The 15567-nt window shown below is 39.9% G+C and carries 7 protein-coding genes; all 7 read right to left on the reverse strand.

Annotation, left to right across the window (positions count from 1 at the left end; all coding sequences use genetic code 11):
- The gene (locus ACZZZK_RS02910) at nucleotides 1-993 is read right to left on the reverse strand and encodes a pectinesterase family protein (protein ID WP_463482779.1); all 993 of its coding nucleotides are present in this window, start codon (nucleotides 991-993) and stop codon (nucleotides 1-3) included.
- A gap of 53 nt (nucleotides 994-1046) precedes the next feature.
- On the reverse strand, nucleotides 1047-1664 hold the full coding sequence (locus ACZZZK_RS02915; RefSeq protein ID WP_463482780.1) for a hypothetical protein: 618 nt from the start codon (nucleotides 1662-1664) through the stop codon (nucleotides 1047-1049).
- 171 nt (nucleotides 1665-1835) lie between these two features.
- Nucleotides 1836-2894: an alpha/beta hydrolase fold domain-containing protein gene (locus ACZZZK_RS02920; RefSeq protein ID WP_463482781.1), complete on the reverse strand. Its 1059-nt coding sequence runs from the start codon at nucleotides 2892-2894 to the stop codon at nucleotides 1836-1838.
- A gap of 93 nt (nucleotides 2895-2987) precedes the next feature.
- Nucleotides 2988-4787 (reverse strand): RagB/SusD family nutrient uptake outer membrane protein, encoded by a 1800-nt coding sequence (locus tag ACZZZK_RS02925; protein WP_463482782.1) that lies wholly within the window; start codon nucleotides 4785-4787, stop codon nucleotides 2988-2990.
- 18 nt (nucleotides 4788-4805) lie between these two features.
- On the reverse strand, nucleotides 4806-8021 hold the full coding sequence (locus tag ACZZZK_RS02930; protein ID WP_463482783.1) for a SusC/RagA family TonB-linked outer membrane protein: 3216 nt from the start codon (nucleotides 8019-8021) through the stop codon (nucleotides 4806-4808).
- A gap of 490 nt (nucleotides 8022-8511) precedes the next feature.
- Nucleotides 8512-11025, reverse strand: a complete 2514-nt coding sequence (locus ACZZZK_RS02935; protein WP_463482784.1) for a glycoside hydrolase family 95 protein — start codon at nucleotides 11023-11025, stop codon at nucleotides 8512-8514.
- 131 nt (nucleotides 11026-11156) lie between these two features.
- Nucleotides 11157-15512, reverse strand: coding sequence for a hybrid sensor histidine kinase/response regulator transcription factor (locus tag ACZZZK_RS02940; RefSeq protein WP_463482785.1), 4356 nt, complete (start codon nucleotides 15510-15512; stop codon nucleotides 11157-11159).
- Between the last annotated feature and the right edge of the window lie 55 nt (nucleotides 15513-15567).

The raw sequence follows: 15567 nt of genomic DNA on the forward strand, positions 1-15567 counted from the left end.
TTAAAGCGATTTGAAAGTTGGCAACCAGTTACCTAAAATATTTTTGATTGTGTAAGCCCCTGCCTCTCTTTTAGAAAGCTGCTTTGACCACGCCACCCTACCCGTTAGTTTAGCTCCAGGCCCAACATTTCCGTACTCCGCATAAAATGCGGTTTTATCTTTATCTGGAAATAACGGATCTCCAGGCCAGGCATGCCATCCTTCAGGAACGATATGTGATCCCATATCACAGCGGATGAAAACGGTTTTTGCAAATGGCCGCCAAGGACGGCCGAGGTAAACTTTTTGAACGCCTGGAGCGGCGATCAGCTGACATTCCAAAAATACGTATCCGAAAGCCTGCTCTTTGGTGGTTGATGCCGCCGTGATATAAGAGTTAGCCAGACTTTTGATCATACACTTGTAAAACACTGCGGTAGCTTCACCAAAAATAAAGTCGGTAGTGCCCTCAAAGTAACAGTTTTCAAAATAACACCTCCCATCTTTGGAAGTGTAAAGCGTATCCTGATGACCCAAAATCGAGCAGTCTTTGGCACTGAAACGATCGGCTTCAATGGTCAGCGCTACTGCCTGTCCAATCGTACCAGCCGTATTTTCAATGGTCATATTTTCTATACTGCAATCATTTCCCTGTACCAGTACGGTATATGAAGTGTAGGTGCCGTATTTTGGATTGCCTGTAAAGTCTTTGTTAGGGAAAGGTTTTCCTGTATAATCACCATTGGTGATAATTGTTTTTTCCTTGTCCTCTCCTATAAGCATGATATTCTTTTTCCAGGCAGGGATCACCAGTTTTTCATGATAAGTTCCCGCTTTGACAAAGATTGAAACCTTGAATTGCATGTGATCGCGAACGGCGTTGACGGCTTCCTGAATAGTCTTGAAATCGCCTTTTCCATCCTGCGATACCGTGAATTTAATATCAGGTTGCTTGGCGATAACGGACTGGCTTAGCAGTATCAATAAAAAAAGGAATAGTTGAAATTTTCTCATATATCTATTTAGTCTATCTCTAACAGATAGGGTATTTTTTGGGTTGATTTTCTTTAAAATACTGACCTGGATTTTACTACAACTTTTTTCCTGATGATATAAACGCTCAAACCGCTAATATTTCTCACGAAATTGATAGGTGTAAAAGCCAGATTGTTAGGGCCAGAAACATAATAGCCATCGGTTTGGTTATTCTGTGTAAGTACCGAATCAGCTTGATGAAAGTTAGATAGAATGTCCTCTTCATAAATAAACAGCTTTGCGAAACGGCATTGGTTTAGCAATTGGAGTTGAATCATATCTGGCTTAGTGATGAACAACGCACCATGAGAAGCGACACCCGCAGCGACACGAAAATTAAAGTTGGTATAGGTTCTTATCCTTAAGAATGCAAGTGATTTTCGGATATCTCTTCTGGTCTTTCCTTTTAAGCGTTCAGAAATGGGGCCAAATGCTCTGGAGAAAAAATAATCATCATTATTGATAAATACCCGGGCTCCAGAAATCCTCAGGTGTTTAACGAATTGATTAAGTGGGGAGTTTGTATCCGATCGGCTTAATTCTGGACAACCTATTGAAGGTAATGCTCCATATAAATTAAGTACAGCCTTCTGAACAAACTCTGTTAGCGACTGCGACTGAAGATTTTGAGATAAAATTTTTGACATCATTTCTCAGTTTTTTAAATGTTTAGTAACTCCGATGAGATCAATTGAAAAACAATGATTGTGTACATGTAAATTAGGTTTAGAGAATAATTATTCGGCTTTGCAAAAACCTATTTGAAGCTTTTGTAAAACAAGCAGATCGAGGATTCTGTATTTCAATCATAGCTCCGAAAATTATTTCATACTGAAAACTTTCTTCATGAAATCGGAGATATAATTAGCGGTTTCATCAGCCCAGGGATGGAATAGCCAAAACGGATGAATCTTTATATTAAACTTGTGCACTTCATGGTAAATACCCCATTCTTTAAGGCTACCTACCAACTCATCCTGACCGGCATGAAATCGGGAAAAACCGCTATTGATGAACAGCATTGGCACGGTAGATTCATTTGCCCAATAACCCGCAGAAGCTTCACGCCATATCTCAGGTTTCTGCTGGAAACTGCCACCGAGCCAAGCAATATCTGGAGAATCTGGTTTCCGATTGAGGTTAAGTGAACCTGGAGCTATAAAACTGATCACACCATCTATATCAATAATGGCGTTAACACTACTCGAAGCAATTGAATTGCCCCTATCTCCTTCAAATTGAGGTAAGCCGTTTGTGGTACCAACAAGCGCTGCAAGCTGACCGCCAGCAGATGTTCCGGAAATTGCAATTTTATTGGTATCAACACCATATTTTTCCCAGTTTGTTTTTAACCAACGAACAGCCGCCTTCAAATTATGAACCGCCGCCGGATACGGCGCTTCCAAAGAGAGCTGATATTCAACCGGCACGGTAACAAAGCCTTGTTTTGCGATCAATTGTGCCAACGGAACTTCCATTGATTTATCACCGGACCGCCAGCCTCCACCATGAACCATAATCAAAGCTGGCAACAGCTTCTTGGTTTTCGGTCTAAAAATATCTGCATGTAAATCTCTTTTTCCAAAACGCGTATTAGGCAAAGTAGTGTAAATCACATCCCTGAATTGGCTAACGTTAGCAGGCAATTCATCTTTAACCAACGTGGCGTAAGGATAATCTTTGTGAATTTGACAGTAAACTTTTCGCACATTGTAAGAGGTATCTTTTGGTATGGTTGTGCTATTCTGTGCAAAACATACAGTTAAATTAATGGCCGTTACAGCAAAGCCCAACAAAACTTTTATTCTCATATTTTCCTGAATGATGGTTGAAGTATGATAAATTTTCGAAATGATAATGGAATAAACCCTTGTCTCCATTGCATTAAGGGTACAAAGCCAGGCCGTCGAATTTCTCAACCTTCAGGTCGGGCATTGTATTTTAATCATCAGTTTTCAGAGAGGATATTGCAATTAATATCCATAATCTTGTTTAAGGTTGGGGTTCAAATCCAAAATACTCCTATGAATAGGTAAAACTTCGGAATGGTTAGATTGAAAAGTACGCCCTAATTTTTCTATTGCGCCACCAGCTGTAGTGGTTAAATTCTGCCTCCAATCTATACGAATATATCCCGTTGGATTTGTAGTGGCATTGTATAATGGCGCAGGTGCTACGGCAGGATCAGGCAGATAATAACCTGTTCCCGGCAGGAATTCGAACTCTTCCCCCACATTTCTGTAATACAAATACCTCGCATATTTAGCTGGCGTATTCACAATCGCCGTCATTTCTGCTTTGGCTTGAGCAAGTTTTGCTCCCAATAAGTTCCATCGTATTAAATCATATTTCCTGATTCCTTCGCCACCTAACTCCCATGATCTTTCCTGTACGATTGCATTAAAAAAAGCCGTTTTTGAAGTCGGGGTTACACCTACTTTACCAGGATTTGCTGAGAAAGCCCGCTTGCGCACATCTTCATATGCTTTTATTGCCGATGCATCAGGCGATCCATTAATTTCGTTTACGGCTTCTGCGTACATCAACAAAATATCAGAATAGCGTAGCATAATCCAGTTAATTCCCAGGGTTTGGGTAGCTCCTGCAATGATAGGTCTCCAGTCTCTACGGTATTTTCCGTCGTTCATTTCCGTTATTCTGGCTGGGCTTTTCAAATTATTCGCATCGATATTATAATGAGCAATCGTCACCTCTTTTCTCGGATCGGATACATCAAAAGAATAAAAATAACTTGCCGTTGGGTTTAATGCTCCACCACCGGGTCCGTAGCGAGATCCATCAGCAATACGGGTACCGCTAGCTCTTCCTAGTTTACTGTCATAGTTGGCATTTCCACCAGCCTGCGCCACTTCGAGCATGCGTTCGCCATATACGTTATCCAAAGTTAGCTCGTTAGCTTTTTTAAATACATCATAAAAACTAGGGTTAAGAGCATGTTGATTCGATTTCATTATCGTATCGCACTCATCTCTCGCCATCGTGTAATATTTTAAATAATCAGGTAAACGTTCCATCACTTTTGACGACCGGCGCAGCTGATACCCGCCTCTGAACAAAGCAATTCTGGCCCTCATTCCACGGGCAGCACCCTGGGTAATCCGCTCATCAATAGTGGTTTCTTTGCGCCAAGGCAACATGCGCTCAGCAACTGCGATATCACCTAAAATCTGATCGTAAATGACATCACTATTGGTTTTACTAAGGTTAAAATCCATTCCTGAAACCGATGGTTCCAATTGCATGGGCACATCGCCCCAGTTTTTAACCAGGTCAAAATAATAGATTGCTCTAAGTACCAGGGCTTCGGCATACAGCCTTCTTAATTCTTTTTTATCTGAAACAGACCCATTGTTATAAGCTGCCATTTGAGGGATATATTTGATGCATAAGTTAGCACGTTCAATTCCCTGAAACCCTCTGGTGAAAGTAGCAGCAAGCTCACTATTTCCGGCATCGGCACTGTAGCGGGCAAGTCCTCGGGCACCGGCATCAACATCGCCACTTCTTGAGAACTCGTCGGTATCGTTTACAAACACTAATGATTGGCGCTGGCCATAACCATCATCTCCGGCTAAAAGCTGATAAACGCCCATGATAGCCGAATTGGCACTGGAAACATTGCTGAAAATATCTTCAGGTGAAAAAGCAGACTCGGGTTTAATTTCCAAATACTTTTTACAAGCGCCTAAGCTGAAGATGGCAGAGGCCAACATCGCTCCGAAGGCAAATCTTTTAATATTGTTGAATTTCATATGCTGAAATTTTAGTTTTTAAAAAGTTAAGTTAATTCCTAAAAGGATGGTTCTAGATCTTGGATATGCAGAATAATCTACTCCAGGCGTTAATCCTCCATTTGTACGGGTATTTACTTCAGGATCAAAACCTGAATAACCGGTAATGGTAGCCAAATTGTTTACCGTAGCATAAAAACGAAGGCTAGACAACTTGATTTTCTTCGCCAGATCAGTCGGTAGCGTATAACCGAGCGTAATGTTATTGATCCTTAAAAACGATCCGTCTTCTACAGCCCAATCGGTAAACAAATTACTGTTTTCATACGGGCGCCAGGTAGTTGCATTGGCATTGTATTCCTCTAGCTTTGCAGGGTTATTGTAAATCGACTTACCATTTTGATCTATCGTGGTAAATCTGCCATTTACAGATTCTAACAAGTTTACACCGCGTAATCTTGAGTTGGTTAACTCAATTTTATTGGCGTTATAAATATCATTCCCTACACTAAAGTTCACGAAAATACTCATGTCCCAGTTCTTGTAAGAAAACTGTTGATTCAAGCCTCCAATAAATTTTGGCGCTGCATTTCCTATCACCGTCCTGTCTTCATCAGTATGGATCGCCGGACTACCATCAGGATTTTTGATCGAGCCACCCAAATCCAAAAGTTTCATTGTACCTGGTTGGATGGTGCTTCTGGTTACGCCAAAAAATGAAGCAACATCTGGCTTGAGGGTATAAACCCCTGTAGTTGCATTAAAATTAAAATCACTTACTTTATAATAACCGTCTGAGCGGTATCCGTACATCTGGCCAAGCGGCTTTCCAACTTCAACTAAATAGTCGTTTCCTGTATTGCTATCCCAACCTGATGCATAACCTTTACTCGTGATGCCATCATTAAGCTTTTCAACCCTGTTCCTATTGAAAGACATATTATAACTTGCTGAATAGCTAAAATCTTTGGTTTGCACAATCAATCCAGACAATTGAAACTCTATACCACGATTTGATGTTGCCGCAATATTTTGAGTTTGTTGCGTATATCCAGAGGTTTGTGGAATAGGATTTTGCAGTAATAAATCTTTGGTACTGTTGTAATAAATATCAGTTGTAAACTGCACTCTGTTTTTGAAAAAACTTAAATCAAGGCCAAGGTTCCTTGATACTGTAGTTTCCCATTTCACATTTGGATTAGCCAACTGTGTGGGTACTACGCCTGGCACAAGTTGTTCATTCAATCCATAATAGGTGTTGGAAGAATAAAGCGGTAAGTAACTAAAATCATTGATCCGGTTATTACCTGTAGAACCATAACTCAATCTCAGCTTGGCATCAGAAACCACAGGTTTGATAGATTGTGCAAATTTCTCATCAGAAATTCTCCAGGCAAGTGCTCCTGAAGGGAAAAATCCCCAGCGTTGCCCATCCATAAACTTAGAGCTACCATCGGCCCTGGCCGTTAAGGTAAGCAAGTATTTTTTGTCTAGCCCATAATTCACGCGTCCAAAAAACGAAAAGGTTCTGGCCATTACATTGTTCGTTGTAGGACGCGGCTGTGCCTGCCCTGCAGGTGGATTTCCCAAATTCATATTGGATAGTGCCTTTTCCGGACTGATACCTAAAGGGAAATACCTGGTCTCGGCGTTAAACTGCTCATTTCTGGTTTGATAGGATTCCTGACCAATCAATACGTCGATATCATGATGTTTTGCAATATTCTTCTTGCTGTAAGTAACAGTGTTCGAATTGTTTAGCGAATTTACTACACCCGTTAATATTGAAGCAATTGGCATTGCGGAATAAAGCGAGGCCTGACCAGTAATTTCTGAATAAAAATTGTTTGTTCTGGAATTGTTATTGTCATAACCTACGGTTACTCTCGCGGTGATTTCAGGAGTTAATGCATAACTTAGATAACCCGACAAGTTGTATCTCTTCCCAAAAGTTTTTCGGTAAACCGCGGTGGCATTAATCACCGGGTTTCTCAGGTCGGAAACTGCAAGATATTGAGCATCGTAGAAATCAATATCTGTTGGGTTTTTACTATCTATCGGGCGATAGGAAAGTGTATTCTTCAGGAAATTATCCCTGGCCAAACCCGGGCTTGATACGCCAGCACCATTAATTCGTTCATCAGTATATCTTACATTGAAACCAGCTCTGAATTTTTGATTCGGCCTTAACTCCATTTTGAAACCTAAAAGCTTACGGTCGAAGTCTGAATTAATCATAACCCCTTCCTGGCCATTGGTGGTTAAGCTTAGGTTATAGTTAATTTTTTCATCTCCCCCGTTTAAACTCAAGTTATGCGTTTGCTGCAACGCAACTTTTCCGAAAACCTCATTTTGCCAGTCGCGGCCTTTATCACGATACACTTCAAGGGTATCAAATGGACCATAATTATTCACGAACGAAGTACTATCAAGCACATTTCCGCGACTGCGCTCATATTGATATTTAAGGTAATCAGTCGCATCCAGCACATCTAACTTACCCAGAATTTTACTTGCGCCGACAAAACCATTATAGCTAGCGGTCATTTTTCCACGCTTACCGGTTTTAGTGGTAATCAATACTACCCCATTTGCACCTCTCGCACCGTAAATGGCGGTAGAGGCTGCATCTTTTAGCACATCAATAGATTCTATATCCTGAGGTGACAGTGCTCTAAGCGCATTTTCAACCTGTACTCCGTCGACAATATATAATGGAGAATTATCTTGTGTGATAGAACTCCCACCCCTAATTCTGATCTGTACGTTGGTTCCGGGAGCGCCATCGGTAGCGGTTACCTGCACCCCCGCAAGCCGACCTGCAAGAGCCTGTTCGGCAGAATTAATTGGAATATCCTTAATCTGATCAGCACGAAGAGAGGAAACAGAACCGGTAAGGGCTTCTCGGGAAACTGTACCATAACCGACGTTTACAATGGTAACTTCCTGGAGGACATTAACATCATCCTGAAGCGTAATTTTAGCAGTCGTACCATCGGCAGCAATATTCACCTCCTTTTTAACATAACCTACAAACTGAACCACTAAAGTGGCCACACCAGATGGCACTGCAATTGAAAATTTTCCTTCGCTATCTGTATTAATCCCCCGGTTGGTGCCTTTTATGGATATGGTTGCGCCTACTATTATACCGCCTTTTTCATCGGTTACCTGCCCTTTAATTGTTCGATTTTGTGCCCATGCAAATTGTGCTGAACACAAAATGAGGGTGATAAAAATGTATATGTATTTCATAATTGATCAGTTGATTGGTGAACAATTAAATAACTGTAAGCAGAAATTATCATGGCTTAGCGCTTTTGGGCTCTTCAATAATCTCACTCGTTGAAAAGCCTCTTTTTTGAAATAGATGTTGTAGTTTTTCCTCATAATTTAATTGGTTAGCTTGGGCCCTCAAAGATGAAAACCCGGGTGTTTATTTTGATAATGATTTCAATGCAAACGGTTGCATAAGTTGAATCTAAAATTGGTTATAAATCTGATGTTGTAAAAAAATAAGTTGACTTGTGAATTTATTACTTAAGAAGATGCTCTTAAACGATTAACAATTTGAAAATTTGGTTAGCAATAAAATGTGACAAGGGCGAAGCCTTACTCCATTTTGATAAACAAATTTAAATTGAGCTACAAAAAATGGGGTAAAAAAATTGACCAAAATAGTCTGTTTTCTGTGCAAATCCACTCTATTACTCTTAAAACCAAATTTTTTGAAGTTTAATTCGGATTAGCGAGCATTAAAAATATATTTCTTGCCAGCAACGGTATCAAAATCGAACAGGTTAGTTTTCGGAATTGCTATGCCTTTTAATTTTGCTTCTGTAGATAACATCGGACTTTTGATTTTATTTATCTGATAAAACTTATTCGCATTCTCCCCTTTTGATTTTACAAGCTTTGCATTTCCGTTTAAACTTACCTGATCTGAAAGTCTTAACCGGCAGTTTCCGCCGATGGTTGATTGAACAATGAGCTTCTTTAATTTGCCATCTTTCCACTCCATATCAACCTCGAAGCCACCCCGAGCTTTAAGCCCTGTTATTTTCCCATTAGCCAAAGCATCGGGTAAAGCTGGCAACAGGTAAATATTGCCATCATAACTCTGTAGCAACATTTCGGCGATACCTGCAGTACAGCCAAAATTACCGTCAATTTGAAACGGTGGGTGTGCATCCAAAAGATTTGGATAAGTACCACCAGACTGGCCTTTGGTTTCCATCGGGGCTGGAGTTAACTGATCGGAAATCAGCTTGTAAGCTTTATTTCCATCCAGCATTCGAGCCCACCAATTCACCTTCCAGCCCATAGACCATCCTGTTGATTTATCTCCACGGTAAATCAGAGAATTCTTCGCTGCTTCCAGCAATTGCGGATTCCGAAACGGGGAAATCTGTCCAGAAGGATACAAACCATAAAGATGCGAGATGTGTCGATGTTTATCATCTGGTCGATCTAAATCCTGTAGCCACTCTTGCAACTGATTGTATTTACCAATTTGCATCGGTGGCATTTTAGCTAATGCGGTCGATACAGAATCAGAGAACGATCCGTCGGTTTTTAAGATTTTCGCAGCATTAATCAGGTTGTTAAACGTATCGAAAATAAGCTGGTTATCCATAGTGGTTCCGGCAGCAACGCCTACGTTTTTTTCATAAGTATTTTCTGGCGACATCGACGGTGCCATTACCAGCCATTTAGTTTTAGGCTCTTCCTTTAATACATCCAGATAAAACATGGCCGCACCCTTTAAAATTGGATAGTTTTCTCTTAAGAATTTGTCATCGCCGGTAAAAAGATAGTGTTGCCACAAATGTTGTGTAAGCCATGCGCCGCCCATTGGCCACATGCCATAGAAACCGCCATCAACAATACCGGTAATTCGCCACAAATCGGTATTGTGGTGCATGTTCCAACCCCTTGCATGATACATTTGAGATGCGCTTTCCTTGCCAGTAGTGGCCAGATCTTTTAGCATGGAAAATAATGGCTCATGCATTTCAGATAAGTTGGTCATCTCAGCAGGCCAATAATTCATTTCCGTATTGATGTTAACGGTATATTTGCTATCCCAGGGAGGCGAATTTTTATCATTCCAAATTCCTTGAAGGTTTGCTGGCTGACCGCCGGGCTGTGAACTTGAGATTAAAAGGTATCGTCCGAATTGAAAATAAAGTGCCACAAGCTGTGGATCCTTATGATCGGCAAATTCCCTTACCCGAACATCAGTTGTTTTTTTAGATTGCTCTGAATCTCCCAATTCTAATGTTACGCGATTAAAAAATGACTGGTATTTCTTCTGATGTGTGGCAAGAGCTTCGTCGTATTTTTTAGCAATGGCTTTATTTAAAATTGATTTTGCTTTTGCCAATGGCTCAGCGGTCAAATCTTTATAGTTTTTAAAGTTTGTAGCAATGGAGATGTAAAAGATTACCGAATTAGCTTTGCTCACCGTTATTGATGAATCAGTTCTATTAACCAATCCGCCTTGTACAACAGGGGCCACTAATGCCTCGAATTTAATTTTTCCCTTTTTATTATCTACACTGCCACTATTGCCTGAGAGCTGAAGATAACTTCCGCCATTTTTAATCTGGTGATCTTTTTGGGTACTGGATAAGCCTAGTGTGAAATTGATGCTATTGGGCTTGTCGGCAGTAATTTTCATCACAATGACATCATCAGTAAGAGACGCGAACACTTTTCTTGTAAATGTGGTATGGTCTACTTGATAGCTTACTGTTGATGTGGCATTGCTGATATCTAAATCGCGGTAGTAATTGCTATAGTTTTGGTGACCTGGAAAAGTGATCCACAAATCTCCTACGGTTTGATAAGGCATACCGTAATTAAGATCAGCAGGTGCCTGGCGGGGAAAGGTTTGATTGGAAAGGGCTTGAGCTTGTTGGTTTTTACCCTGGAAAAGTAAATTCCTGATTTCATTTATTTGGCTTGAGGTATTCACTGGCACATTATTTCCAGGTTCACCTGCCCAAACGGTTTCCTCGTTCAACTGTAAATGTTCCCTTTCAGGATTTCCAAAAGCCATTAAACCCAATCGGCCATTGCCGAGCGGTAGTGCTTCGTTCCAATTTTGAGCCGGTTTATCGTAGTACAATTTAAGGAGCTGCTGTGCAACTCCACTAAAGGAGTAGCCCGTAAAGCCTAACAGGAGGAATAGGCCAAAAATAATTTTGCTAGGGTGAACGCTGGTTTTTATGCTTCTCATATCTTTCTTATCCATTGCAGACTGATGAATACTGAACACATTCAACAGTCTTTATATTTGGTTAGTGATGAGGCAAAAATATCATCAGAAAGATAAAATGGAGTTTAAAAAATGTGCAAAGGGGTTTAAGTATTAGGCAAAATCAACTACTCACCTATTGATTTCAAATATTCTGAAGGAGACAGTTTGTATTTCTCCTTAAAGCAAGTGCTGAAGTATTTGGCATTGGTAAAGCCCACGGTATAGGCAATTACCGAAATACTTTTTTCTCCGCCATCAAGAAATTGTTTTGCTCTCTGCAAACGCATGTGCCGCACAAATTCTACCGGGGCGAAATCTGTCAAACTTTTAAATTTCCGGTAAAAGGTAGAACGCCCCATGCCAATGGCTTCTGCAACAGAATCGATGTTGAAATCGGTGTTTTCCATGTTCTGCTCCACTATTTCAATTACCTTTTCCATAAACAGTTTATCTTTGTCGGTAATCACAATATCCGAAGGTTCAAGCGGCGGCAAATGTTTGTTTTCTACCAATTCGGTAAAAATCCTTTTTCGTTGCTTTATTAAACCAGCAATAGCGGCCATTAAAAACTCGTTATTAAAAGGCTTGGTGATATAATAGTCAGCTCCATATTGCAAGCCTTTAATCTGGTCTTCAATTGAAAATTTTGCAGATAACAATACCACAGGGATGTGACTGGTCGAAATATCATTTTTTAATTGGTCAAGCATATCGATACCGCTCATTACCGGCATCATCACATCACTTAAAATTAAATCGGGTATTAATTTCTGGGCCTTTTGCAGACCCTCGGCGCCATCTCCAGCCGTCTCCACCTCATAAAACCTGCTAAGCTGGGTAGTCAGAAAGTTTCTTAAATCGTCATTGTCCTCTACCAGTAGCAGCTTCGCTTTGGGTTGTAAATCATCACTAACTACTGGGGGTTTCAGCTCTCCTTTCGGCGCCTGTTTAACTGGCAGAATAACCTGTTGGCTTTCTATAAATTCTATATTTTCTCCAACAAAATGAGATTTATCAGTTAGCAACGCCACTTTTACGGTCAGGCCTCGATCTTCGTTTTGATGTGCAGAAATCTGTCCTCCATGCAGTTCAATTATTTCTTTTGAAAGTGCCAAACCAATGCCCGAACCTTTTTGATTCATATCATTCTGATGATCGACCTGGTAATAAAGGTTGAATATTTCTTTGAGTTGATTTGCCGGAACACCAACGCCCTGATCCTCAACTGAGAGATTAACATACTTCATTGAGGGGTCACTATCAATTTTCACCTCAATATTTGAATGATCAGCACTAAATTTAAAAGCATTGGAAAGCAGGTTATAAATTACAATTTCTAATTTGTCCTTATCACCCCAGATATTAAAGGCTAAATCACTCGGTATAAGGCTTAGGCTAATATTGCGTTGCAATGCAGTTTCGCGAAAATAAGTCAATACCTCTTTAACCAGCATACTTAAATCGAAATGAGCGATTTGCAACTTGGCCTTACCACTTTCCAGCTTTCTGAAATCCAAAAGCTGATTGATAAAACGTATCATTCGGTTAGAATTCTTTTTTACAATTTCAATCTGATCATATCCCTGAGGACTTAAAGCTTCGTTTCTTCCAATTTCTTCAATGGGATTCAAAATTAGCGTGAGTGGAGTGCGTAACTCATGAGATATATTATTAAAAAGGTTGCTTTTTAATTCTGCCATCTTCCGCTCAACAGTAATTTTGTTTCGAAGGTTGATCATGGTTGAGATAATTCTCCTGGCTCCCTCTATAAGCCCCAAGGCAATTAAAATATAAATGAAGTAAGCCCACCATGTTTTCCACGGTGGAGGTAAAATGGTAACGGCCAACTGTTTGTATGGGAGATGGATGAAACTTTCGTTATCCAGGCTTTTTACCTCAAATACATATTTACCCGGAGGCAAATTGGTGTAGGTGGCTCTTCGCCTTTCTCTATTGATACTCCAATTTTGTTCAAAGCCCCGTAAACGATAAGCATATAATTGCTTAGCTCCTTTCTTCGAATCCAGCACGGCGTAATCAATGCTTAAAATATTTTGATCATAATTTAGCTCCAGCTTATTTAAATAATTAATATCGGCGTTGATTAAGCCATTCGAATCTGGAAACTGATCGACATTGTTTACCTGCAAATTAGTGAACACCATTTTTGCAGCACTTTTCTTATTCACAATACTATCCGGATGGAAATGAATATAACCCCGATTGGTGCCAAACACAATAGATTGATCAGCAAAACGCTGGCTTGCCGACTCAGAGAAAGTGACTTTAGGTAAGCCGTTATAAGTACCATAATTGGTAAACTCTTCTTTTACAGGATCAAATTTTGATAGTCCGTTTTGCGTAGCGGCCCAGATATAGCCGTGGCGATCCTCCGTACTGCTTAGTACGTAATCATTCGGAAGCCCTTGCTGGGTAGTATAGTTTTTAAAACTCACTTTTTTAAAAGGATTCTGTACGAATGCCTTATCCAGACCACCACCAGAGGTACTTAACCACATGCTATTCTTACGGTCTCGGAAAATAAATTGGATATCATTATTTCCAAGGCTATTTTTTACACCAGGCATTTTAGCATAGTTCGCAAATCGCAAACCTGGAGCACCAGCAGAACCCGCATCCTTAACCACTAAGCCACTTGTAGTTCCAATCCATATATTTCCGGCTCCATCTGATGCTAAGGTTCTAATCTTTTGAAAACCTTCGTGCGGGTAGCCTTTTAAACCGTTTTGCTTATGCAAGAACTTAGTATTACCCCCATTAACAATGGCTACATTTAAACCTTCATCGAAAGTACCGATCCAAATTTTTCCAAATTTGTCTTCCAGGAGAGAATAGATTTCATTGCTATTTACGGAATAGGGCTGTGATTGATTTTTTTTGAAATGAGTGAGTGAATAACTGGTCCTTTCTGCATTCAAGGGCTTAGCCAGATATAAACCATTTGCCTTTGTACCCAACCAAATATTGTTTTTACTATCTTCTAAAATGCAGTATACCGCACCTAAAGCATTCTTTTCGTGATCAACAAATTTAATAGGGACTTGCTTTCCATCCTTTAGCACATAAATGTTCCTACTTTTCTGCCCAAGCCAAAGGCGGTTTTTACGGTCTACCAAAATACCACGCACATCATTATCCGATCTTTGTATCGTTTTTTCTGTAGGAAATTTTTGTTTAAAATACCCCTCCTGGAGCACTACTTTATTTACACCTCGATCTACACTGCTAAACCAGATTACGCCGTCACCTTCATAAAATAAAGCTGTAACGGCATTTGGCAGATTATCGAATGATGGATTTTTACCGCTATTAAATATTTGAAATTTGGTTTTATCGCCTTCCAGATAACCTAATCCGGCATTTTTCATACTCACCCAAACCCTTCCCTTATTATCTTCAAAGGCCCTAAAGTACGTTCCGTTATAAGTATAGCCATCATCACTTGTTGCTGTTATTTTATTGAAACTATTTGTTTTTGGATTATAGGAGATTACGCCATTATTTTCAGGTTCAATCCAGATTAAGCCTGTTTTATCTTCGAACATCCAAGCCAATTTCTCGCCTGCCTGGCTTGTTCGAACAACATTAAATGGATTAGCGGTTACGGTAATCAGTTCTCCAACTGAAGTTGAAGCATAAATATTTTCACTAAACTTCGACGCTAAAATGCTATTAATTTTGCCTTTGGATATCCGGTTTATAGTTGCTGACAGATTTGATTTATTTACCACGAGTAGATTACCGGTGGCTGATCCGAAATAAAGGCTGGATTTACTTTCTGCAGAGGATGCAAAATCCTCGCCACTAAAAATGCTGGCATTAAGTTTTAACTGCACAAAACCTTTGTTCCGCTTGATTAAACAGATAAGACCTTTGTTAGTAGAGATCCAAATTTTCTTTTGAGCATCCTCCTGAACAAAATTGACAACGTTAGATGGAAATCTTACTGAAGAGGAGGAACTCGTAGAGAAATGTTCATATTTTTCGGGGAATTTCGGATCTGGGATGACAACTAAACCATCATTTTTGGTAATTAAAAATATTTCGCCGCCACTGCCAACCTTTATCCTATTAAAAAGCACCTTTTTGCCATGTTTAAGGCTGAACAGGTTAAATTGTTCTTTAACTTTATCGAAGCGGTAGATCTGATTATCATAAGCTTTAATCCACAAATTTGTTCCAAAATCTTCTACAATTTGATCAATCCTATCGTTTTTTAACCGCGAAAGATCTCCCGGAAAAGATTTGAATGATCTGAAATGATGGCCATCAAAACGGTTAATTCCATTCCAGGTGCCTACCCAAATGAAACCTTCACGATCTTTCATGATGTTCGTCACCGCATCATGAGAAAGGCCATTTTCTGTGGAATAAAAATCACTTTTGAAAGTCAGTTGGGCGTTTACCTGAATGCATGAGAGAAGAAACAAAAAAGAAAAGAGAAAGGTTAAGCGGCTCATATCCGGTTTAGGAAACTGTACTTTATTTGGTAAATCTGTAGTACCGAAAAACCTA

The sequence above is a fragment of the Pedobacter sp. AC163 genome (assembly GCF_979258665.1).

Coding starts and splice junctions, on each gene's coding strand:
- ACZZZK_RS02910 (WP_463482779.1), bottom strand. CDS start 993: ATGAGAAAATTTCAACTATTCCTTTTTTTATTGATACTGCTAAGCCAG.
- ACZZZK_RS02930 (WP_463482783.1), bottom strand. CDS start 8,021: ATGAAATACATATACATTTTTATCACCCTCATTTTGTGTTCAGCACAA.
- ACZZZK_RS02940 (WP_463482785.1), bottom strand. CDS start 15,512: ATGAGCCGCTTAACCTTTCTCTTTTCTTTTTTGTTTCTTCTCTCATGC.
- ACZZZK_RS02925 (WP_463482782.1), bottom strand. CDS start 4,787: ATGAAATTCAACAATATTAAAAGATTTGCCTTCGGAGCGATGTTGGCC.
- ACZZZK_RS02915 (WP_463482780.1), bottom strand. CDS start 1,664: ATGATGTCAAAAATTTTATCTCAAAATCTTCAGTCGCAGTCGCTAACA.
- ACZZZK_RS02935 (WP_463482784.1), bottom strand. CDS start 11,025: ATGGATAAGAAAGATATGAGAAGCATAAAAACCAGCGTTCACCCTAGC.
- ACZZZK_RS02920 (WP_463482781.1), bottom strand. CDS start 2,894: ATGGAGACAAGGGTTTATTCCATTATCATTTCGAAAATTTATCATACT.